Origin of the sequence: Kaistia terrae, assembly GCF_026344005.1 — a bacterium.
Classification (GTDB): Bacteria; Pseudomonadota; Alphaproteobacteria; order Rhizobiales; family Kaistiaceae; genus Kaistia; species Kaistia terrae.
Window position 1 is genome coordinate 446,436 of record NZ_JAPKNH010000004.1, and the last position, 21,946, is coordinate 468,381.

Sequence of the window (21,946 nt, forward strand, 5' to 3'; positions counted from 1 at the left end):
GCCTTGCCGGTTCGGTTGGGCGCATGAAGGCGGAACGCTGGACCGACGTCCAACGATCTCTCCTCCTGTGCGGCGCTTTGAATGACCTCCGTCTATGATCTGAAGCCGCGCTTCCAAGCGCTGCTGCGCCCGTTGACCCGCGCTCTTGTTTCCCGCGGCGTCACCGCGAACCAGGTGACCATCGCGGCCACGGTTGCGAGCGTGGCGACCGGCCTCGCGCTCTGGGCGCTGGCCGGCTGCCGGCTCAGTCTGCTGTTGCTGCCGCTGCTTCTGTTCGTCCGCATGGCGCTGAACGCCATAGACGGCATGATCGCCCGAGAGCATGACCAGAAGAGCCGGTTGGGCGCGATCCTGAACGAGGTCGGCGACGTGGTTTCCGACGCCGCACTCTATCTGGCGCTGGTGCCGGCATTGGCGCCCTTTGGCGCCAATGGCTGGCCGATCGTGCTCTTCGTCGTCGTGGCGATCCTGACAGAGTTCGTCGGCGTGCTCGGCCCGACGATTGGCGCTACCCGGCGCTATGACGGCCCGATGGGCAAGTCCGACCGCGCTAGCGCGATCGGACTGCTGGCCTTCCTGATCGCCGTCGGCGTGCCGGGCGGCAGCTGGATCGACTGGATCTTCGGCCTGCTGGCGCTGCTCGCGCTCTGGACGGCAGTGAACCGCGCCCGGCGCGCATTGGCAGGCGGTTGATCATGGACGAGCTATTCTCCTTCACCCTGTTTGGCTGGTCCGGCGCGAATGTCGTAACCCTGGCGCTGGTCGTGCTTGGCCTCGCTGTCGCCACCGCGCTGGTCTGGTCGCGGCCGGAGCCCTCCGGCGCGGATCCCAAGGCCCTTGAAAAGCATCGTGAGCTTCGTGCCCGCATCGGCAGCTGGTGGGTAATGGTGGCGTTGCTGGTGGGCGCGCTGGCGCTCGGCCGCATCGCGATGACCGTGCTGTTCGGCTTCGTCAGCTATCTGGCGCTCAAGGAATATCTGACGATCATCCCGACCCGGAAGGCCGACCGCGTCGTGCTGCTGGTCGCCTATCTCGCCGTGCCGATCCAGTATTATTGGGTCGGCATCGGCTGGTACGGCATGTTCGTGATCTTCGTGCCCGTCTACATGTTCCTGATCATGCCGGCGGCCATGGTGCTGCGCGGCGAGACGCAGGGCTTCCTGAAGGCGGCCGGCACGCTGCACTGGGGGCTGATGATCACGGTCTTCTCGATCGGTCATGCCGCCTATCTGCTGGCCCTGCCGCCTCCCGGCGCGCCGTCCGGCATGGGGCCGGGGCTGCTGATCTTTCTTCTGATCGCGACCGAGTTCAACGACGTCGCCCAGTTCCTGGCCGGCCGTCGTTTCGGCAAGCGCAAGATCACGCCAAAAGTTTCGCCCAACAAGACCGTCGAGGGTTTTGTCGGCGGGCTGATCGCGACGACGCTGCTCTCCATGGCTCTGGCGCCTCTGCTGACGCCGATCGGCCTGCCGCAGGCCGCGGCGATCGGCGCGCTGCTGGCGACCGCCGGTTTCTTCGGCGACATCGTCATGTCGGCCGTGAAGCGCGACCTCGGCATCAAGGATACCGGCACCATCCTGCCCGGCCATGGCGGCATCCTCGACCGCATCGACAGCCTGGTGTTCACCGCGCCGGTCTTCTTCCACGCCGTCCGTTATTTCTATTTCTGAAGGCTGCGCATGACCGCCCGTGATCTCCTGCGCCTGTTGTTCTTCGCCGTGCTGGTGCGGCCCTTCCTGCTGGTCGCGATCGGGCTGTCGGTGCGCCATCGCGAACGCCTGCCCAAGGACGGGCCGGTGATCATCGCGGCTAATCACAACAGCCATCTCGACACGCTGGCGCTGATGTCGCTGTTTCCGCTCGCCAAGCTCCGCAAGGTGCGCGCCGTCGCGGCGGCGGATTACTTCCTGAAAAATCGCCTGCTCAAATGGTTCGCTGTCGACCTGATCGGGATTCTGCCGATCGAGCGCAGCAGCGGCCGAGGCGGGACCGATCCGCTGGCTGACGCGCTGGCCGCGCTCGATTCGGGCGATATCCTGATTTTCTTTCCGGAAGGGTCACGCGGCGAGCCAGAAATGCGCCAGGCGTTCAAACGCGGCGTTGCGCATATTGCCCGTCGACGCCCCAACATTCCGGTACTGCCGGTCTTTTTGCGCGGCTTCGGCAAGGTGCTGCCGAAGGGCGACCATCTTCCTGTCCCATTCTTCTGCGATGTGGTGATTGGCGAGCCGATGATCGGCGCGGGCGAAGGCTTCGTGCAGCGGCTTGAACAGGCGGTCGACGCACTTGGCCGCGAGACGCCCAGTTCGGAATGGGCCTGATCCGATCTACCTCGATCGGTCACGGGCGAAAAAAGTGCCATTGGCGGCGATGCCGTCTCCTTGACAATCCAGACCCCGGCTCCTAGATCCGTGTCGTTGCTAGCACTCGCCTCGGTGAGTGCTAATGCGCCCACATTAGCGGGCGATCCGAACCGGATCGCTTTGCACGCGAGGAGAGATCAAACATGGCATTCCGTCCTCTGCATGACCGCGTCGTCGTCCGTCGCGTTGCGTCGGAAGAGAAGACCGCCGGCGGCATCATCATCCCCGACACCGTCAAGGAAAAGCCGCAAGAAGGCGAAGTCGTTGCAGTTGGCACCGGCGTCCGTGACGACGCAGGCAAGATCGTCGCTCTCGACGTCAAGGCCGGCGACCGTATCCTGTTCGGCAAGTGGTCGGGCACGGAAGTCAAGATCGACGGTGAAGAGCTCCTCATCATGAAGGAGTCGGACATCCTCGGCGTTATCACCGGCAAGGCTGGCAAGTAAGACGCGCAGGGGTCTCCCCTTAGACGCGTTTTTCTTTTGTCCGTCACCAACTGGAATGGAGCTATTCAATGGCTGCTAAAGAAGTAAAGTTCTCCGCCGACGCGCGTGAAAAGATGCTGCGCGGCGTCGACATCCTCGCAAACGCCGTCAAGGTAACGCTCGGCCCCAAGGGTCGTAACGTCGTTATCGAGAAGTCGTTCGGCGCACCGCGCATCACCAAGGACGGCGTTTCCGTCGCCAAGGAGATCGAGCTCGAGGATCGTTTCGAGAACCTCGGCGCACAGCTGGTTCGTGAAGTCGCTTCCAAGACCAACGACAAGGCCGGCGACGGCACCACCACTGCGACGGTTCTCGCTCAGGCGATCGTCAAGGAAGGCGCCAAGTTCGTTGCCGCCGGCATGAACCCGATGGATCTGAAGCGCGGCATCGATCTCGCCGTTGCCGAGGCCGTCAAGGATCTCGTCGCCCGTTCGAAGAAGATCAAGACCTCTGAGGAAGTCGCTCAGGTCGGCACCATCTCCGCCAATGGCGAGAAGGAAATCGGCCAGATGATCGCTTCGGCGATGCAGAAGGTCGGCAACGAGGGTGTCATCACCGTCGAGGAAGCCAAGACCGCCGAGACCGAGCTCGAAGTCGTCGAAGGCATGCAGTTCGACCGCGGCTACCTGTCGCCGTACTTCGTCACCAACGCTGAGAAGATGGTGGCTGAGCTCGAGGACCCCTACATCCTCCTGCACGAGAAGAAGCTGGGCAACCTGCAGGCGATCCTTCCGGTCCTGGAAGCTGTCGTCCAGTCGGGCAAGCCGCTCCTGATCATCTCGGAAGACGTCGAAGGCGAGGCTCTGGCCACGCTCGTCGTCAACAAGCTCCGTGGCGGCCTCAAGGTCGCAGCCGTCAAGGCTCCGGGCTTCGGCGATCGCCGCAAGGCCATGCTCGAGGACATCGCTGTCCTGACCGCTGGCCAGGTGATCTCGGAAGATCTCGGCATCAAGCTCGAGAACGTCACGCTCGCTCAGCTCGGCCGCGCCAAGAAGGTCACGATCTCCAAGGAGAACACGACCATCGTTGACGGCAACGGCAAGAAGAAAGAGATCGAAGCCCGCGTCAACCAGATCAAGGCTCAGATCGAAGAGACGACTTCGGACTACGACAAGGAGAAGCTCCAGGAGCGTCTCGCCAAGCTCGCAGGCGGCGTCGCGGTCATCCGCGTCGGCGGCGCGACGGAAGTCGAAGTCAAGGAGCGCAAGGACCGCGTCGACGACGCACTGAACGCAACCCGCGCTGCTGTCGAAGAAGGCATCGTCCCGGGCGGCGGCACGGCTCTCCTGCGCGCCAAGAAGGCTGTCGAGAAGCTGAAGTCCGACAATCCGGACATCATGGCAGGCATCAAGATCGTGCTCCGCGCGCTTGAAGCTCCGATCCGTCAGATCGCCGAGAATTCCGGCGTTGAAGGCTCGATCGTCGTGTCGAAGGTTCTCGAAGGCAAGGGCGACTCGTTCGGCTTTGACGCTCAGACCGAGACCTATGTCGATCTCGTCGCTGCCGGCATCATCGATCCGACCAAGGTTGTCCGTACGGCTCTGCAGGATGCGGCTTCCGTATCCTCGCTGATCGTCACGACCGAGGCGCTGATCGCCGACAAGCCTAAGAAGGACTCGGGCATGCCCTCGATGCCTCCGGGCGGCGGCATGGGCGGCATGGACTTCTAAGAAGTCCTACCCTCAGAACAACGGAAAGGGCGCGGCGCAAGCCGCGCCCTTTTTCGTTTGGCGCTTGCCGACAGACGCGAGCCGCTAGGCCGGCGGCGGGGAGGGTGAGGTCTTCGGGTAGGTGTGGACGACCTCGACGGCCGATACCCGGTCGCCAAGGCCGAAGTCGGACAGCTTGTAGAGCCCCGGCGAACTCAATGTGCGCTTCTCACTCTGCGCAAAGCGCGCATCGCCGAAATCATGGTTGTAGACGGTGATGGAATATCGGCCGTTGGCGAGCTTCGGCAGATAGAGGCTGCTCATCGTGTCGTTGGCGATGCCTATGTCGGCGACTCCGAACCGATAGGTGTCCTGCACCGAACGCTTGAGCGTTCCTGGACTGCCGAAGGGCATGGCCCAGAGCTCCCGCCGCGAAACGCGCCGGTTCGCGGTCAGGTCGAGGCGGCTTTGCCGTCCCAGGCCGTGATCGTGCTCGAACACCTTGATCTCGGAGTACCAGGGAAAAGGGAAGTTGGTGGTGTCGTCGATACCGGGATCGCCAGGCTTCGGTATCTCCGGCGCGTTGACATAGGCGACTGAGAGGATGTCGAACGAGACCTGGACGTTGAGGTCGGTGTCCGCGCCCTTGGCGACGATGGTCCAGGTCGAATAAGGGCCGACCTGGTCGAGATCGATCGTGAACTCGTCCTTCGCCCGGTCGTCCGGGTCCAGCCATTGCGGACCGTCGCGTTCGATCGCCACCAGCCGCACCTTGAAGCGGTTGTTGACGACGCGCGGATAGATCATCGGCTGGATCTGGTCGCCGAAATAGCCATGCGCCGGGATCAGGTCGCTCGGGCCATAGTCGAACAGGCGATAGGCTTCCCGACCCTCGAACCAGAGATACCACTCCAGTTCGTGATCATGGTCCCGGGCTTCGGAATAGTCGTTGGGCATCCAGCTGGTCAGCCGGACGCTGAGTTCCTTGGCGAGCACGGTTTTCCTCCGTAACCTGAGGCTCGCCCCCCTATGCCTGCCATACTGTCAGGAAACTAGAAGCGTCGCTATCCCTGCGTCACCTATCGCCGCTCGCGAAAAAACGACCGCAGCATCTCGGCCGCTTCGCTCTCCGCGATGCCGCCATAGACGTCGGGGGCGTGGTGGCAGGTCGGCTGGCTGTAGAGGCGCACGCCACTCTCGACCGCGCCGCCCTTGGGATCGGGCGCTGCGTAATAGAGCCGGCGCACGCGGGCGAATGAAATCGCCGCCGCGCACATGGGACAGGGCTCCAGCGTCACATAGAGATCGCATTCCGGCAGGCGCTGCGATTGCAGCTTTGCGCAGGCGGTGCGGATCGCCAGCGTCTCGGCGTGGGCGGTCGGGTCGTTCAGCTCCAGCGTGCGGTTGCCATCGGCCGCCAGCACAACGCCGTCGCGCACGATCACCGCGCCGATCGGCACCTCGCCGCGGGCTGCCGCCTTGCGTGCCTCGTCGAGGGCGAGTTGCATGAAATTGGTGCCGGCGCCCGTGATTTCCGCTCGCATCGCCCGAATTGACCTACCATTTTCATCATGTCGCATTTTGTTTGCTCGTAGCCGTATCCACCCGGCTGCAAAATGCTCTAAGGAACCGTTTCAAGGATGGATAGATGAAGCCGCCGCAGAAACGCACGAAGGACAGCCCCGCGCAAGACGACGCACAGGACGACCGCATTGCCAAGGTTTTGGCACGCGCCGGACTCTGCTCGCGCCGGGACGCTGAAAGACTGATCGAAGAGGGACGCGTTGCCATCAATGGCACCGTCCTGACCAGCCCGGCTGTGAATGTCGGCCCGCACGACCGTGTCACGGTCGATGACGAGCCGCTTCCCACCAAGGAACGGACGCGGCTGTGGCTCTACCACAAGCCGAAGGGCCTGGTGACGACAGCGCACGATCCCGAGGGCCGTCCGACGGTCTTCGACGCCCTGCCGGACACCCTGCCGCGCGTCATCGCGATCGGCCGTCTCGACATCAACACCGAGGGGCTGCTGCTCCTCACCAATGATGGCGGCCTGGCCCGCGTGCTGGAATTGCCCTCGACCGGCTGGATGCGTCGCTACCGCGTCCGCGCCTGGGGCGACATCCTGCAGCCCGATCTCGACAAGCTGAAGGACGGCGTGTCGATCGAAGGCGTCATGTATGGCGCCATCGAAGGCATTCTCGACCGCGTCCAGGGCTCCAATATCTGGGCGACGATCGGCCTGCGCGAAGGCAAGAACCGCGAAGTGAAGAAGGTTCTGTCGAGCATCGGTCTCGACGTGAACCGCCTGATCCGCATTTCCTACGGTCCTTTCCAGCTCGGCGATCTGCCCGAGGGCGAAGCCGTCGAGATCAAGGGCCGCGTTCTGCGCGACCAGCTCGGCGACAAGCTGGCGCTGGAGGCCGGCGCCGATTTCGACGCGCCGCTGCGCGAAGAAGCGGAAGCTGCCCGTCGCAAGACGCGCAAGGCCGGCGGCAGGATCATCAGCCGGGGGCCGATCAAGCCGCTGGCGCAGGTCCGTCCCACCGGCGAACGTCCCGTGCGCATCGACAAGCGCCAAAGTGAAGAGTCGGAGACTGGCATGCGCCGCGAAGGTCGTTCGGGTGCGCCGCCGCGTGGCGGGCGCTCGTCTGAAGGCCGCCCCGCACGCGGCGAGCGTTCGGCTGAAGGCCGTGCTCCGCGTGGCGAGCGTCCGACTGAGGGCCGCGCCCCGCGTAGTGAACGTCCGTTTGAGGGGCGTGCCCCCCGTGGTGAGCGTCCCGAGGGCCGGGCTCCGCGTGCAGAACGTTCGTTCGAGGGACGGCCTCCGCGTGGAGATCGCTCCGAGGCGCGAGCCCCGCGCGGCGAGCGCACGTTCGACGGTAGTCCGCCTCGTGGCGAGCGTCCCGAGGGCCGTGCGCCGCGTGAAGAGCGTTCGTTCGAAGGTCGTGCACCGCGTGGCGAACGCCCAGCCGAGGGCCGTCGTGGCCGTGGCGAGCGTCCGACCGAGACGGAGGCACCGTCGAGGGCTTCGCATCGTGGCGCCGCCCGGGGCAGGGGCCGTGGCGAAGGCGTCGCCGAGGGCGGCGACAAGCGCGAGTTCCAGGATGGTCGCCGCTTCGAAGGCGGTTTGCGTCCGGCGCGTCCTGTCGGTCGCAATCTCGATGGCGAAAAGCCGGCGCGCGGTCCGCGTGGCGGCATCGTCAAGAGCGGCGGACGTCCCGGTTCCGGCGGCAAGAGCGGTGCCGGCAAGGGCGGTCCCAAGATGGGTCGTTCGTTCGACAAGCGCCCGGTAACGGGCCGCAATCCGGATGGCGACAAGCATCGTGGCGGACGTCCGGGCGGCAAGCCTTCGGGCGGCGGCGGTAAGCCGTCCGGTTCGGGCGGTGCGGGTGGCAGGTCAGGTGGAGCCGGTCGTGCGGATCGTCGCCGGTGAGTTTCGGGGCCGCGCACTCGCGGCTCCGCGTACGCAGACGATAAGGCCCACTGCCGACCGACTGCGCGAAAGCCTCTTCAACGTGCTGGCGCACGCGTATGACGACGTCGTCGTCGATGCGCGTGTGCTGGATCTCTTCGCCGGCACCGGAGCGCTCGGCCTCGAAGCCATCTCGCGAGGGGCGCGCTATGCGATCTTCGTCGAGGAGGGCGTCGAGGCGCGCGGTCTGATCCGCGATAATGTCGAGGCGTTCGGGCTGACGGGCCGGACCAAGCTGCTGCGTCGCGATGCGACCAAGCTCGGCCCCGCCGGCACGGTCGATCCATTCCAGCTCGTCTTCGCGGATCCGCCCTATGGCAGGGGCCTCGGCGAGGCGGCGCTGCAATCGGCCGTCGAGGGCGGCTGGTTGGCGCCCGGCGCGCTTGTCGTGCTTGAGGAAGAAGCGAAGGCCCAGATTGGCGAGATTCCTGGGCTTGAGCGGCTCGAAACCCGCCAGGCGGGCGAGAGCCAATTAATCTTTCTGAAATTTAATGTTTGAATGCGACATTAAAGTCGCATTCTAGCCACAGCTGCCGCATAAGCCTGATCCTCGAGTGGCACGCCGAGCAAATCGAGGGTCAATGGCCTCCATCTACCAGACTGGTCTGGCCGCGCGGAAGCGCGCGCCAGCCGCCGTGTTCATCGCCGTCGCGATCGGCATGGCAGCCCCGGCTTTTGCCGAGGACAAGCCCGCGGTTCCGGCCAAGGCCGAAATCAGCCAGGAACCTGCCAGCAAGGCAGATGTCAAAAAAGCCGAAGCCAGCCAGATCCCGCGCATCGCGCCGGATGCGAGCACGTTCCAGCTTTCCAATGGCATGACCGTCGTGGTGATCCCCGATCACCGTGCCCCGATCGTCACGCACATGGCCTGGTACAAGATCGGCGCGGCCGACGATCCGGCCGGCAAGTCCGGCGTGGCGCATTTCCTCGAGCACCTGATGTTCAAGGGAACCAAGAACCACCCGGCCGGCGAATTCTCCGCCAAGGTTTCCGAAGTCGGCGGCGTCGAGAATGCCTTCACGACGGCCGACGCGACCGCCTATTTCCAGACGGTGGCCAAGGAACAGCTCGGCATGGTGATGGGCTATGAGGCCGATCGCATGGAAGGGCTGCAGCTGACCGACGCGGTCGTGCTGCCGGAGCGCGATGTCATCCTCGAAGAGCGTCGCATGCGCACGGACAACAATCCGGCCGCGCAGCTCAGCGAGGCGATGGACGCCGCCCTGTACCAGAACCATCCCTACGGCATCCCGATCATCGGTTGGGAGCACGAGATGGCCGGGCTGACGCGCGAGGACGCCGTCTCCCAGTATGAGCGCTACTACACGCCGAATAACGCGATCCTGGTCGTCGCCGGCGATGTCACGGCGGACGAGGTCAAGAAGCTCGCCGAGAACACCTATGGCAAGCTGCCGCGCCGCGCCGAGCCGGGCGTTCGCAACCGTCCGAAGGAGCCCGATCCGCTGGCCGAGCGCTCGCTCGTCCTGCGCGACCAGCGCGTGAGCCAGCCGTCCTGGAGCCAGAGCTATCTGGTGCCGTCCTACGTTTCGGCCAAGCCGGCCGAGGCCGAGGCGCTGGATATCCTCGCCGATATTCTGGGCAGCGGCCCCACCAGCCGGCTCTATCGCTCGCTCGTCGTCGAGCAGGGCATCGCCGGCAGCGCCGGCTCCTACTACTCGGGCAACGGTCTCGACTATGGCCGGCTCGGCTTCTACGCCATGCCGCGCGGCGACGTTTCGCTCGACAAGCTGAGCGCGGCGGTCGATGCCGTCATTGCGGAAGTCCGCGAACATGGCATCACGGCCGAGGAACTGGCCCTTGCCAAGAAGCGCACCCGCGCCTCGACGATCTACAGCCAGGATAGCCAGTCGTCGCTCGCTCGCCTCTTTGGCTCGGCGATGATTTCCGGCCAGTCGCTGTCCGACGTGCAGGATTGGGCGCGCCGGGTCGATGCTGTCACCTTGACCGACGTGGCGCAGGCCGCCGCGAAATATCTCGATAAGCGTCGTGCCGTCACCGGTACGCTTTTGCCTGCCCCTGTCGAAACCCGCAGCTGACCGTCATAGGAACAACCATGATGACAAAACACATGGCGCGGCTCGGCCTCGCCCTTGTCGGACTGATGGCAATCATGCCGGCGAGCTACGCGATGGAAATCCAGCGCGTCGTCAGCCCGGGCGGCATCGAAGCCTGGCTCGTGGAAGATTACGCCGTGCCGATCGTGGCGGTGAACTTCGCCTTTGCCGGCGGCACCGCGCAGGACCCGGCCGACAAGCCCGGCCTCGCCAACATGCTCTCCGGCCTGCTCGACGAGGGCGCCGGCGATCTGGACAGCAAGGCGTTCCAGGCCAAGCTGGACGATCTCTCGATCGGCATCTCGTTCGACAGCGGCCGGGATGATTTCTTCGGCACGCTGAAGACCTTGGCCGAGAACAAGGATGAAGCCTTCTCGATGCTGGCTGAGGCGGTGCAGAATCCGCGCTTCGATGCCGAGCCGCTGGAGCGCATCCGCGCCCAGATCTCGATCTCGATCAACGAGGCGAAGAAGGACCCGGAATCGGTGGCGAGCGCTGCCATCCGCACCACGGCCTTTCCCGGCCATCCCTACGGCCAGCCGCCGGAAGGCACGGTCGAGTCGATCGCCGCGATCACCGCGAAGGATCTCGAGACCTATCGCCAGCATATCTTTGCCCGCGACGATCTGAAGGTGTCGGTCGTCGGCGCCATCGACGCCAAGGCCGTCGGCGCCATGCTGGACCAGGTCTTCGGTCCCTTGCCTGAAAAGGGCGAGCGGGTCGCCATCGCCGACGTCGTCCCCAAGGGCGGCAAGTCGGATATCGACATGCCGAACCCGCAGACCGTGATCAGCTTCGGCGGTCCCGGTCCGCGCCGCACCGATCCCGATTTCATGGCAACCTTCGTGGCCAACCACATTCTGGGCGGCGGCACCTTCTCGTCGCGCCTGTATGAAGAGGTTCGCGAGCGTCGCGGCCTTGCTTATTCGGTCGGCACCATGTTGCTGCCGATGAACCATTCCGCGGGTATCATGGGCAGCACGGCGACGCGTGCGGATCGCGCCGACGAGACGGTGGCGTTGATCAAGTCCGAAATGGGCCGGCTTGCCAAGGACGGCCCGACAGCGGCGGAACTGGACAAGGCCAAGAGCTTCCTGGTCGGATCCTACGCGCTGCGCTTCGACAGCTCTTCCAAGATCGCCCGCCAGTTGCTGGCGATCCAGCTCGACAATCTCGGCATCGACTATATCGACAAGCGCAACGGCCTCGTCGAAGGGCTGACGCTCGATGACGTGAAGAACGCCTCGCAGAAGTACTTCACCACCGGCACCGAACTGGTCGTTCGCGTCGGACCGCACGAGAGCTGAGTACGGGAACTGAGTACGGGAGTATCGTTCACCTCTCCCTGAGGGAGAGGTCGACGGCCGCAGGCCGGCGGGTGAGGGTTTACGGCCTCACCGGATAGTTCCCTAAACCCTCACCCGGCTCTTCGAGCCGACCTCTCCCTCAGGGAGAGGTGAAAAGGTGGCGAGTCAAAACAAAAAGGGCCGGGAAAAATTCCCGGCCCTTTTTGTTTTTCAGCAGCTATTCGACCGGTTCGGCCTTGGCCGGCTCGGCTTCCTTGTTGAGGGTGCGCGATTCGCGCTTCGGCACGGTCAACGGCTCGGGTTCCGGCTTGATCGCCTGCGTCACGAACAGGTCGCGCCCGGCGCTCAGCAAGCCGCCGGCCTGCTGGGCGGCCAGACGCGCCGCGTCGCGGGTGCGAAGATTTTCCGCAATGTCGGCGATCCGCTCCGGTGCGACGCCGAGACCATCCAGCGCCGCAGCGCCGAAGGTGAAGGCGGATTCCAGCGTCTCGCGCATCTGGTAGTTCACGCCCTTCTTGAGCAGCCGCAGGGTATGTCCACGGTCATAGGAGCGGACATAGAGCTGCACGAACGGGAATTCCGACTGGATCAGCTCGACGATCTTGTCCGTGACCTCCGGCTTGTCGGTGCAGATCGCGACGATCTGGGAATTCTCGATGCCGGCGGCGCGCAGAACGTCGAGCCGCGTCCCATCGCCGAAATAGACCTTGAAGCCGAATCGCGAGGCCGCCCGGATCATCTCCGCGTCGGAATCGATCGCCGTCACGTCGACGCCTTCCGCCAGCAGGAACTGCGCCGAGATCTGGCCGAAGCGGCCGAAGCCGATCATCAGCACGCGGCCGCCGGCGCCATTGAAATCTTCTTCGAGCTGTTCGGGCGTCGGCTTCGGCAGAACCCATTTCAACGCCAGCATGCCGAGCGGCGTCAGCACCATCGAGATGATGACGGTGGCGGTCAGCATGGCGTTGACCTCGCCGGTGAAGATGCCGGACGCGGTCGCCGCCGCATAAAGCACGAATGCAAATTCGCCGCCCTGCGCCAGCAGGACCGCGCGCGTCAGGGCCTCGGCATGGTCCGCCTTCAGCAAGCGCGCGATGACATAGATGCCCGCCGATTTCAGCACCATGTAGGCGACGACGGCAAACGCGATGGTCTGCCAGTGGCGGGCGATGACGCCGAGATCGAGCGACATGCCGACGCTGAGGAAGAACAGGCCGAGCAGGATGCCGCGGAACGGCTCGATATCGGCTTCCAGCTGGTGGCGGAAGCTCGATTCCGACAGGAGGACGCCGGCAAGGAAAGCGCCCATCGCCATCGACAGGCCGCCGATCTGCATGGCGAGCGCAGCCCCGAACACGACCAGCAGCGCCGCCGCCGTCATCACCTCACGCGCCTGCACGCTGGCAAGGACGCGGAACATCGGATTGAGCAGCCAGCGGCCGGCCGCGATCAAAGCGGCGAGCGAGCCGATGGCGATGACGATCGACATCCAGCGCGACGGACCGTCCGCCGCCGCGCCATGCGAGCCGAGCAGGGCGACGGCCGCCAGCAGCGGCACGATGGCGAGGTCTTCCAGCAGCAGGATCGAGATGACGCGCTGGCCGGCCGGCGTCGCCGTATCGCCGCGTTCCTCCAGGATCTGCATGACGATGGCGGTCGAGGAGAGGACAAAACCCATGCCGGCGATGAAGGCGACGGTGGGCGGGAAGCCGGCGACGACGCCAAGCCCCGTCAGCAACGCCCCACAGGCCACGACCTGCGCCACGCCAAGCCCGAAAATCTCGCCGCGCAGGCTCCATAGCCGCGACGGTCTCATTTCGAGGCCGATGATGAACAGGAACAGCACGACGCCGAGTTCGGCGACATGCAGGATCGACTGCGGATCGGTGAACAGTTTTAGGCCATAGGGGCCGATGGCCAGCCCGGCGGCGAGATAGCCGAGCACCGTGCCGAGGCCGAGCCGTTTGGAAATGGGAACCGCGATCACAGCCGCGCCAAGCAGCGCCACCAGCTGGACGAGATCGGTTCCTTGCGTGTCAACCGACATCGTGGGCTCTCTTGCTTCTATAGGAGGGAATTCACGATAGAAGGCCGGGCCGGGCCTTAGCAAGCGGCGGCGCGACGCGGCCGCGCTTTGCCGGCACCTGTTGCCGGATCGCCCGCCTTGGCAAGCGATCGCCCGCGTTGGCAAACCGCGTTGGATTGTCCCGCCGGGGTTGTCCGCACTCCGTCCGATCCCTACTAAAGGGAGCAACGGAGTAGAACCATGAACGCGCTGCCTGATCAGTCCCGCCTCGTCGAAACCGCCGCCAAGCTCGTCGAGGCCGCGAAGCGGGCCGGCGCGGATGCCGCCGACGCGGTCGCGTTCCGGCGCATCGGCCTTTCCGTCGATATCCGCAATGGCGCGGTCGAGGAAACAGGACGCTCGGAAGGCGATGAGCTCGCCTTGCGGGTCTTCGTCGGCAACCGCCATGCCAGCGTTTCGACCAACGGTCTGTCGCCGGCCGACGAGCTGGCGGTTCGCGCCATCGCCATGGCGAAGGTGGCGCCGGAAGATCGCTTCGCCGGGCTCGCGCCTGCCGAAAGGCTGGCAAAATCCTTCCCGGAGCTGGACCTGCTCGATAGCACCATTCCCTCGGTCGAAGATCTGATCGACCGGGCGACGCGCGCCGAGGAAGCAGCGCTTGGCGTGCCGGGTATTGCCAAGTCGGGTGGCACCTCGGCCGGCTGGTCGCTTTCCGGCGCGGTGCTGGTGACCTCGCATGGCTTTACCGGCGCCTATATGGGTTCCCGCCACGGCATTTCGGCGACCGCGATTGCCGGCGAGGGGACGGGCATGGAGCGCGACTATGACAGCGCCTCCAAGATCCACGCCTCCGACCTGCCGGACGCGGCCGAGATCGGCCGCAAGGCGGCGGAACGCGCCGTTCGCCGGCTGAACCCGACCCAGATGCCGACCGGCAGCGCCACCGTCGTCTACGACCCGCGCGTCGCCGTCAGCCTGCTCGGCCATCTCGCCGGCGCGGTCAACGGCAGTTCCATCGCCCGCAAGACCAGCTTCCTGCAGAAGGCGATGGGCGAGGCGATCTTCGCGCCGGGCATCCGCATCACCGACGATCCGCTGCGCGTGCGCGGACTGGCCTCGCGCCCGTTCGATGGCGAGGGCGTGGCCTCCGAGGCATTCGACCTGATCACCGACGGCGTGCTGCAGCGCTGGTTCCTTGACAGCGGCACGGCGCGCGAGCTCGGCCTCGAAACCAATGGCCGCGCGGTCGGCGGCGGCAGCAACCCGCATCCGAGCGCCACGAACCTGACCCTGCTGCCCGGCGAGAAGACGCCGGAAGAGCTGATCGCCGATATCGGCGAGGGAATTTACGTCACCGAGCTGATCGGCCATGGTGCCAATGGCGTGACGGGCGATTACAGCCGCGGCGCCGGCGGCTATCGCATCCGCGGCGGCAAGCTGGCCGAGGCGGTGAGCGAGATCACCATCGCCGGCAACATGCGCGACATGTTCCGCCGCCTGACCGTCGCCAACGACCTCGAATATCGCTACGCTTTCAATTCGCCGACCGTGGCGATCGAGGGCATGATGATTGCCGGACGCTAAAGGCTTTTCCGCCAAGGGCACGGATTGGGCTGCCGATCTGGCGCTTCTGGTCGAGGCGACGCGCGAGGCGGGGCGTATCGGGCTCGCCTTCTTCAAGCGCGATCCCAAGGCCTGGATCAAGGGTGTCAGTTCGCCCGTCACCGAGGCTGATATCGCCGTTGACGAGTATCTGCACGCGACGCTGACGACGGCGCGGCCGGATTATGGCTGGCTGTCGGAGGAGAGCATCGATACGCCCGACCGGTTGGTCCGGCAGCGGCTTTTCGTCGTTGATCCGATCGACGGCACGCGCGGTTTCATCGAGGGCAATCCGGATTGGTGCGTCTCGGTCGCGCTGGTCGAGGATGGGGTGACGGTGGCAGCCGTTCTGTTCGCGCCGGCGCGGCAAGAGCTGTTCGAGGCGGTGGCCGGCGAGGGCGCCCGTCTCAATGGCGAGCCGATCCATGTCAGCAACCGAGTGGTGCTGGAAGGCGCGAAAATCGCCGGCCCGGCGCGCCATCTGAAGGCGATGGCGGCGCATGGCATGGACCCGAGCGAGCGCCGCTTCACGCCGTCGCTGGCCTATCGTTTCGCGCTGGTTGCCTGCGGCCGTGTCGATGTCGCGACGGCACGCTCCGGCGCCTATGACTGGGATCTTGCGGCGGTGGACCTTTTGGTGCAGGAAGCAGGCGGAACGCTGCGCGATCTCGAGGGCGCGCGGCTCCGCTTCAATGGCGCGATACCGCGCCATCTGGCCCTGATCGCCTCGACGCCCGGGCTCGCTTCGGCGGCCATGACCATCATCGCTGAAGCCGAGGCCGCGCACGAGGCTTCGGCCCCCCGCGCGTCCTAGACGCGTACTATCAGCTTGGACAAGGAGATTTTGGCAAATGCCCGATACGGATAAGCAGCTCTTGCATCTGGTTTTCGGCGGTGAGCTGAGCGCGGTCGGGACGATGGAGTTCTCCGACCTGTCGAAGCTCGACATCGTCGGCATCTACCCCAACTACAAGACCGCCTATGATGCCTGGCGGCAGGCGGCGCAGGGTACGGTCGACAGCGCCCAGACGCGCTATTTCATCGTGCATCTGCACAGGCTGCTGGACCCCGACGCCACGGCGGGCTGAGCCACCGCTCCGCGCCTCGGCGCTTGCGGCGGAAATGGGAACCGCCGCGATCGCGGCGGCTGGAAGGGACAGATCGTATATTGTCGAACTCGCAGGCGAAGTGGCGCGCCAAGCGCCCCAGTCTCCTCAAGCGGATTGGAACGTCGGACGCGGTGACGCGGTTGGCCGGCCGGAGCGCGGCTGCCTATCTGCGTTTCGTTCGCCAGACCAGCACGCTCGAATTCGAGCCGAGCGAGCCCTATGAGTTCTTCGGCCATCTGCTGCCGGGCATCATCGCCATGTGGCATGGCCAGCACCTGATGGTGCCGTTCGTCCGCCGCGATGGTCATGATGTCCGCGTCATGATCTCGAAGCACCGCGACGGCGAGATCAACGCCATCGCTGCCGAAAGCCTCGGCCTCGGCACGGTGCGCGCTTCGGCGGCGCGTTCTGCCGATCGCGTCATCGAGAAGGGCGGCCTGCGCGGCTTCCTCGATATGAAGGCAGCGCTGGCGCAGGGCGCGACGGTCGCCATGACGGCGGATCTCTCCAACCAGAAGTCGCGCCGCGCCGGCCCCGGCATCATCAAGCTGGCGCGCGCTTCCGGTCGGCCGATCGTGCCGATCGCGGTGGCCACAAGCCGGCATTTCGTCATCAAGAACTGGGACCGCACGACGGTCAATCTTCCCTTCTCCAAGGGTATCTGCGTCTTCGGCGGGCCGATTTTCGTGCCGGCCGACGCCGACGATGCGATGGTCGAGCAGAAGCGCAAAGAGCTCGAGGACGAGCTCAACCGCGTGACCGAGCGGGCCTATCAGCGCGTCGGCAAGCCGAATGTCTGAGCGAAGCGGAGCAGCCCTGACCGCCTACCGGCTGCTCGGTTACGCCGCCATGCCGCTGGTGCCGCTGCTGCTCGCCTATCGCACCACCAAGGGCAAGGAAGACCCCGCTCGTCGCCAGGAGCGTTATGGCCGCGCGACGCTGCGGCGGCCGGCCGGGCCGCTGGTCTGGATCCATGCCGCCAGCGTCGGCGAGACCAACGCCGTGCTGCCGCTGGTGCGGCGCATCGTCGAGGAAGGGCTGAACGTCCTGTTCACGACCGTGACTGTGACGAGCGCCGATGTCGCCAAGCAGCGCCTGCCACGCGGCGCCTTCCATCAATATTCACCACTCGACATCGCCCCCTTCGTCAGCCGCTTTCTCGATCACTGGAAGCCGGATCTCGCCATCTCGGTCGAATCCGAGATCTGGCCGACCAAGATGGACCAGCTGGTCACCCGCGAAATCCCGCATATCTTCGTCAATGCTCGCATGTCGGAGCGCTCGTTCAAGCGCTGGGCCAAGATCGAAGCGGGCAGGGGCGGCCTGTTCGGCAAGGTGACGATGGCGCTGGCGCAGAGCGACGGCGACGGCGAAAGGCTGGCGGCTCTCGGCGTTCGCGGCGTCCACGTCACCGGCAATTTGAAATTCGACGTGCCGCCGCCGCATGCGACACCGGCAATGGTGGAAGACGTCCGACGCGCCGTCGAGGGGCGCTCGGTATTCCTCGCGGCCTCCACGCATGAGGGCGAGGAGGAAGTCATCGCCGCCGCGCACAAGGTGCTGCGGCATCGCCGGCCCGAACTCTTGACCATCATCGTGCCGCGACATCCCGTGCGCGGGCTCGCCATTCGCGACATGCTTGCCGCCAAGGGGCTGGTTGTCGCGCTGCGCAGCGCCGGTGACCCGATCACGGCAGAGACCGACATCTATCTCGCCGACACGCTGGGCGAACTCGGCATCTTCTATCGCATCGCGCCGATCGCCTTCATCGGCGGCACGCTGGTGCCGGTCGGAGGCCATAACCCGATCGAGGCGGCGCAGCTCAACGTCGCCATCCTGCACGGCCCGCATGTCCACAACGCCGCCGAGATCTACGCCGCCCTTGACCGCACCGGCCGCGCCGAGGTGATCCGCAGCTCCGAACAGCTGGCCAAGGTGCTGGGCGATCTGTTCGACGATCCCAACGCCATGCGCCGGCGCGCGACCAAGGCGGCCGAGGCGCTGGCCCCCTTCACCGGCGCGCTCGACGCGACGATGCGGGCGCTCGTGCCCTATCTGGAGCCGCTGGCGATCGCCGCCGGGCTGCAGGACCGCGAGCATCCTGATTCCGCTGGCCGCGAGAGGACGCCCCGATGATCCAGCCGCCGCGCTTCTGGTCGTTGCAGCGGATCTCGGTGCCGTCGGTGCTTCTCGCGCCTGTTGGCGGCCTCTATGGCTGGGTCTCGGGCCGGCGCATGCGCGGCAAGCCGAAGGCGGTGGCATCGGTTCCGGTGGTCTGCGTCGGCAACTATGTCGTCGGGGGCGCCGGCAAGACGCCGACGGCCTTGGCGCTGGCGCGGATTGCGCGGGCGCAGGGGCTGACGCCCGGCTTTTTGACGCGCGGCTATGGCGGGTCTGCCCGCGAGCCGCTTCTGGTCGATCTGGCGAAGCATGACTCGGCGCTGGTCGGCGACGAGGCGCTGCTTCTGGCTGCGGCCGGGCCGGTCGTTGTCTCGGCCGACCGTCCGGCGGGCCTGCCGCTCCTGGCGCAGGCTGGCGTCGATCTGATCATCATGGATGACGGCTTCCAGAACCCGTCGCTGAAAAAGGATCTGTCGCTGATCGTGGTCGACGGCGCGACGGGGATCGGCAATGGCCGGGTGTTTCCCGCCGGGCCTTTGCGCGCGCCATTGCGCACCCAGATCGTCCGCACCGATGCCGTGATCGTGGTGGGGGAGGGCAAGCCGGGTGACCGCATGGTCCGCCGGGTTTCGCGGGCCGGGAAGCTTGTGCTGAAGGCGAAGCTGGAGCCGGCATCGAAGCGGGTCTGGGGTCCGCGCTCGTTCCTCGCCTTTGCCGGCATCGGCAGGCCGGAGAAGTTTTTCAACACGCTCGACCGCGCCGGCGTGCCCTTGACCGATGTGAAGGGGTTTCCCGACCATCACGCCTATACGGCCGAGGATGCGCGAAAGCTGCTCGCCCGCGCCGAAGCCGACGGGCTGGACCTGATCACGACGAGCAAGGACTACGCCCGCCTGGCGCGCCAGGAAGGCGACCTCGCCAAGCTGCGCGAGGCAACGCAGGTGTTCGAGGTCCGGATGCACTTCGAAAATGAGGCGCGCATCGCCGCGCTGATCACCGAGACCGTGCGACGGGTCGCAACGCGGTAGTTGTTTGGTGGTGCTTGATTGGCGTTGGCGAACGGCGAGGCCTGCGACCCAAGCAACCTCGGATGTTCAGGCTCCCAATCTCATCCTGAAGAGGCCTGTAAGTCGAAAAGCTCGACCATCATCCTGAAGGTGTCCGGCGCAGCCGGGCCTCGAAGGGAACACCGTGATGCAGACGATTGGATCTGGACTGCTAGGTCGGAATGCCCAGCTGGAGCCTCCTTCGAGGCTTCGCTGACGCGAAGCACCTCAGGATGATGGCGGAGCGGGGCAATCGGCTTGGGGGATCAGAAGCCCGGCGGAACGGATCCCGGGTCAAGCCCGGGATGACGGCGAGGAGGGGGCAAGCTGCGCGAATGGAGGGCCAAAGGACAGGGCTCAGCCCCAGGTCAGGCCGAGCTGCTTGTGACGGGCGACGCAGGTGGCCGGGTCGATATAGGCCTCCTGATGCGCGACGTTCCAATATTTGAGTTCATCGATGGGAATCGCCGCACCTGTCACCGCGCAGCGCACAAAGTTGCCGGGGGACAGGATCTGGAAATCGCCATCGAGAAAACGTATGCGCGCTTCGCCGCCGCGCCCGGCTGGATCAATACGGTTCATGAGCGGAATATCGTGCGGAACGCCGCCCTATGCAACAGCGCCCGATGTCGCTTTGCGTTTTCCGGCGAAGATTCGTTGGCCAGGCGTTCGACACCCCCTCTGCCGTCATCCCGGGCTTGACCCGTGAAGGCACCGGCCGAAACCCTCGCCCGCTCGCGGGAGAGGGTAGGGTGAGGGGCTTGCTTGGGTTCCCGTGCGATCAGGCCCGCACGGCCATTGCCGAGGCCTATCGCCGTCCGAACAGGCGCTCGATGTCGGCGAGCTTCAGCTCGACATAGGTCGGGCGGCCGTGGTTGCATTGGCCGGAGCCCGGCGTCGCTTCCATCTCGCGCAGCAGAGCGTCCATCTCCTCGGGTCGCAGCCGGCGACCGGAACGGACGGAGCCGTGGCAGGCCATGGTCGCCGCGACATGGTCGAGCTTTTCGCGCAGCCGCGTCGTGTCGTCCCATTCGGCGAGGTCGTCGGCGAGATCGATGAGCAGCGAGCGGGTGTCGAGTTCGCCGAGCAGGGCCGGCGTCTCGCGCACCGCAACGGCGCCGGGGCCGAAGCTTTCGATGGCGAGGCCGAGCTCGGCCAGTTCGTCGGCGCGCTTCAAAAGCCGCGCCACGTCATCTTCCGGCAAATCGATGATGTCGGGGATCAGCAGGATCTGCCGCGCCACGCCGGAACGCGCCAGCGCCGTCTTCAGCCGTTCATAGACCAGCCGCTCATGCGCGGCGTGCTGGTCGACGATGACGACGCCATGCTCGGTCTGGGCGATGATGTAGTTTTCATGCACCTGCGCACGCGCTGCCCCCAGCGGCCGGTCGGTCGGGTCGCTGGCGGAAACCGTGTTGGCGCGCGCATCGGCCGAGGGCTGGTTGACGCTTGCGAAGGCGGGCTGCGCCGGTTCGTTGAAGCGTTGCGCCGGTACGTTGTTGTTCGCCCAGTCGCGCCAGGAAGGCGCCACGCCGGTGTTGGAAAAGGACGGCATCGGCGCGGACGAGCGCCAGGCAGAGGCGGCAGGCGTCTCGCCGGTGCGGAAGGCGGCGATGGTGGCGCCGCCACCCGTGGTCGCCGAGCGATGGCCGGCCTGGTGGATGGCGTTGCGCAGCGCGCCAACGATCAGCCCGCGCACCAAACCCGGATCGCGGAAGCGTACGTCGGACTTGGCCGGATGCACGTTGACGTCGACGCCGTGTGGCTCCAGGTCGATCCGGAGTGCTGCGACCGGGTGACGATCCCTGGACATCACGTCGGCATAACCGGCGCGCAGCGCGCCCATCAGCAGCTTGTCGCGCACCGGCCTTCCGTTGACGAACAGGAATTGCTGCAGCCCATTGGCGCGGTTGTAGGTCGGCAACCCCGCATAGCCGGAAAGGCGGATGCCCTCGCGCTCGGCTTCGATGGCAATGGCGTTGTCGACGAAATCCTGGCTCAGAATCTGGCCGAGTCGCTCGACGAATGGTTCGTCGCCATGCGCCACGGGATAATCAATGGCGCCGCGATCGCTGCCGTTGAGCGAGAAGCGGACTTCGGGATGCGCCATGGCGAGGCGCTTGACGATGTCGGTGACGGCGCTCGATTCGGCCCGCTCGCCCTTGAGGAATTTGAGCCTTGCCGGGGTCGAGAAGAACAGGTCGGTGACTTCGACCCGCGTGCCGGAATTAAGGCCGGCCGGGCGCGGCGGATGGACGAGGCCGCCCTCGACGACAATCTCCCAGCCATGTGGTTCGCTGGCATGGCGCGAGGCGATCGAAAGCCGCGCCACCGCGCCGATCGAGGCCAGCGCCTCGCCACGAAAGCCGAGCGTACGGATGTCGAGCAGATCGTCGGTGAGCTTGGAGGTGCAGTGGCGGTCGATGGCGAGTTCGAGGTCCTCGCGCGTCATGCCGCCGCCATCGTCGGTGACGCGGATCAGCGCCGCGCCGCCGCCGGCCGTGACGATCTCGACCCGCTTCGCCCCGGCGTCGATGGCGTTTTCGACCAGTTCCTTGACGACGCTCGCCGGCCGCTCGACCACCTCGCCGGCGGCGATGCGGTTGATCATCTCTTCGGTCAGGCGGCGGACGGCGGTCATGCGACTCAACTTGGCTGGTGGGCAGCGATCCTGCCGGATTCGGGCGG

At 65.9% G+C, this 21,946-nt stretch carries 20 protein-coding genes; 15 read left to right on the forward strand and 5 right to left on the reverse strand.

All coding sequences use genetic code 11. From position 1 onward, the window contains the following. The first annotated feature begins 81 nt into the window (after positions 1–81). The 5 genes from OSH12_RS14605 to groL all read left to right on the forward strand — a co-directional run bounded on the left by OSH12_RS14605 (position 82) and on the right by groL (position 4,518). Positions 82–693: a CDP-alcohol phosphatidyltransferase family protein gene (locus tag OSH12_RS14605; protein WP_266344294.1), complete on the forward strand. Its 612-nt coding sequence runs from the start codon at positions 82–84 to the stop codon at positions 691–693. 2 nt (positions 694–695) lie between these two features. Beyond that, positions 696–1,670, forward strand: coding sequence for a phosphatidate cytidylyltransferase (locus tag OSH12_RS14610; protein WP_266344295.1), 975 nt, complete (start codon positions 696–698; stop codon positions 1,668–1,670). A gap of 9 nt (positions 1,671–1,679) precedes the next feature. Then, positions 1,680–2,321 carry a lysophospholipid acyltransferase family protein gene (locus OSH12_RS14615; RefSeq protein ID WP_266344296.1) on the forward strand — a complete coding sequence of 214 codons (642 nt, stop codon included), beginning with the start codon at positions 1,680–1,682 and terminating at the stop codon, positions 2,319–2,321. A gap of 185 nt (positions 2,322–2,506) precedes the next feature. Next, positions 2,507–2,809, forward strand: a complete 303-nt coding sequence (groES, locus tag OSH12_RS14620; protein ID WP_266344297.1) for a co-chaperone GroES — start codon at positions 2,507–2,509, stop codon at positions 2,807–2,809. A gap of 68 nt (positions 2,810–2,877) precedes the next feature. Beyond that, positions 2,878–4,518, forward strand: a complete 1,641-nt coding sequence (groL, locus tag OSH12_RS14625) for a chaperonin GroEL (RefSeq protein ID WP_266344298.1) — start codon at positions 2,878–2,880, stop codon at positions 4,516–4,518. A gap of 84 nt (positions 4,519–4,602) precedes the next feature. Here the strand turns inward: groL and OSH12_RS14630 are convergent, their stop codons facing one another. Beyond that, a complete protein-coding gene (locus tag OSH12_RS14630) occupies positions 4,603–5,493 on the reverse strand; it encodes a hypothetical protein (protein WP_266344299.1) in 891 nt (296 codons plus the stop codon). A gap of 83 nt (positions 5,494–5,576) precedes the next feature. Next, positions 5,577–6,041: a nucleoside deaminase gene (locus tag OSH12_RS14635; protein WP_266344300.1), complete on the reverse strand. Its 465-nt coding sequence runs from the start codon at positions 6,039–6,041 to the stop codon at positions 5,577–5,579. 104 nt (positions 6,042–6,145) lie between these two features. Between OSH12_RS14635 and OSH12_RS14640 the strand changes: the two genes are divergently transcribed. The 4 genes from OSH12_RS14640 (at position 6,146) to OSH12_RS14655 (ending at position 11,354) form a co-directional block, all read left to right on the forward strand. Further along, positions 6,146–7,933, forward strand: coding sequence for a pseudouridine synthase (locus OSH12_RS14640; protein WP_266344301.1), 1,788 nt, complete (start codon positions 6,146–6,148; stop codon positions 7,931–7,933). Further along, positions 7,914–8,471: a 16S rRNA (guanine(966)-N(2))-methyltransferase RsmD gene (gene rsmD / locus OSH12_RS14645; protein ID WP_266344302.1), complete on the forward strand. Its 558-nt coding sequence runs from the start codon at positions 7,914–7,916 to the stop codon at positions 8,469–8,471. Before OSH12_RS14640 ends, rsmD begins: the two co-directional genes overlap by 20 nt. 82 nt (positions 8,472–8,553) lie before the next feature. Next, positions 8,554–10,029 (forward strand): M16 family metallopeptidase, encoded by a 1,476-nt coding sequence (locus OSH12_RS14650; protein ID WP_266344303.1) that lies wholly within the window; start codon positions 8,554–8,556, stop codon positions 10,027–10,029. A gap of 17 nt (positions 10,030–10,046) precedes the next feature. Further along, positions 10,047–11,354 carry a M16 family metallopeptidase gene (locus OSH12_RS14655; RefSeq protein WP_266344304.1) on the forward strand — a complete coding sequence of 436 codons (1,308 nt, stop codon included), beginning with the start codon at positions 10,047–10,049 and terminating at the stop codon, positions 11,352–11,354. 217 nt (positions 11,355–11,571) lie between these two features. On the opposite strand, the gene OSH12_RS14660 is transcribed toward OSH12_RS14655, so the two are convergent. After that, entirely contained in the window at positions 11,572–13,401 is a 1,830-nt protein-coding gene (locus tag OSH12_RS14660) for a monovalent cation:proton antiporter-2 (CPA2) family protein (RefSeq protein ID WP_266344305.1), read from the reverse strand. A 219-nt stretch (positions 13,402–13,620) separates the two neighbouring features. Here OSH12_RS14660 and OSH12_RS14665 point away from each other — a divergent pair, with 219 nt between their 5' ends. The 6 genes from OSH12_RS14665 (at position 13,621) to lpxK (ending at position 19,240) form a co-directional block, all read left to right on the forward strand. Further along, the gene (locus OSH12_RS14665; RefSeq protein ID WP_266344306.1) at positions 13,621–14,964 is read left to right on the forward strand and encodes a TldD/PmbA family protein; all 1,344 of its coding nucleotides are present in this window, start codon (positions 13,621–13,623) and stop codon (positions 14,962–14,964) included. After that, positions 14,951–15,796, forward strand: a complete 846-nt coding sequence (locus tag OSH12_RS14670) for a 3'(2'),5'-bisphosphate nucleotidase CysQ (protein ID WP_266344307.1) — start codon at positions 14,951–14,953, stop codon at positions 15,794–15,796. Before OSH12_RS14665 ends, OSH12_RS14670 begins: the two co-directional genes overlap by 14 nt. A 37-nt stretch (positions 15,797–15,833) precedes the next feature. Continuing rightward, positions 15,834–16,070, forward strand: coding sequence for a DUF4170 domain-containing protein (locus OSH12_RS14675; protein WP_266344308.1), 237 nt, complete (start codon positions 15,834–15,836; stop codon positions 16,068–16,070). 80 nt (positions 16,071–16,150) lie between these two features. Continuing rightward, positions 16,151–16,891 (forward strand): lysophospholipid acyltransferase family protein, encoded by a 741-nt coding sequence (locus OSH12_RS14680; RefSeq protein ID WP_266344309.1) that lies wholly within the window; start codon positions 16,151–16,153, stop codon positions 16,889–16,891. Continuing rightward, positions 16,884–18,227 (forward strand): 3-deoxy-D-manno-octulosonic acid transferase, encoded by a 1,344-nt coding sequence (locus OSH12_RS14685; RefSeq protein ID WP_266344310.1) that lies wholly within the window; start codon positions 16,884–16,886, stop codon positions 18,225–18,227. The genes OSH12_RS14680 and OSH12_RS14685 overlap by 8 nt, the downstream gene beginning before the upstream one ends. After that, the gene (gene lpxK / locus OSH12_RS14690) at positions 18,224–19,240 is read left to right on the forward strand and encodes a tetraacyldisaccharide 4'-kinase (RefSeq protein ID WP_266344311.1); all 1,017 of its coding nucleotides are present in this window, start codon (positions 18,224–18,226) and stop codon (positions 19,238–19,240) included. Before OSH12_RS14685 ends, lpxK begins: the two co-directional genes overlap by 4 nt. Positions 19,241–19,615: 375 nt before the next feature. On the opposite strand, the gene OSH12_RS14695 is transcribed toward lpxK, so the two are convergent. Together OSH12_RS14695 and mutL are read right to left on the reverse strand one after the other, a co-directional pair. Further along, the gene (locus tag OSH12_RS14695; protein ID WP_266344312.1) at positions 19,616–19,840 is read right to left on the reverse strand and encodes a DUF2093 domain-containing protein; all 225 of its coding nucleotides are present in this window, start codon (positions 19,838–19,840) and stop codon (positions 19,616–19,618) included. 226 nt (positions 19,841–20,066) lie between these two features. Further along, entirely contained in the window at positions 20,067–21,899 is a 1,833-nt protein-coding gene (mutL, locus tag OSH12_RS14700) for a DNA mismatch repair endonuclease MutL (protein ID WP_266344313.1), read from the reverse strand. Positions 21,900–21,946 lie beyond the last annotated feature (47 nt).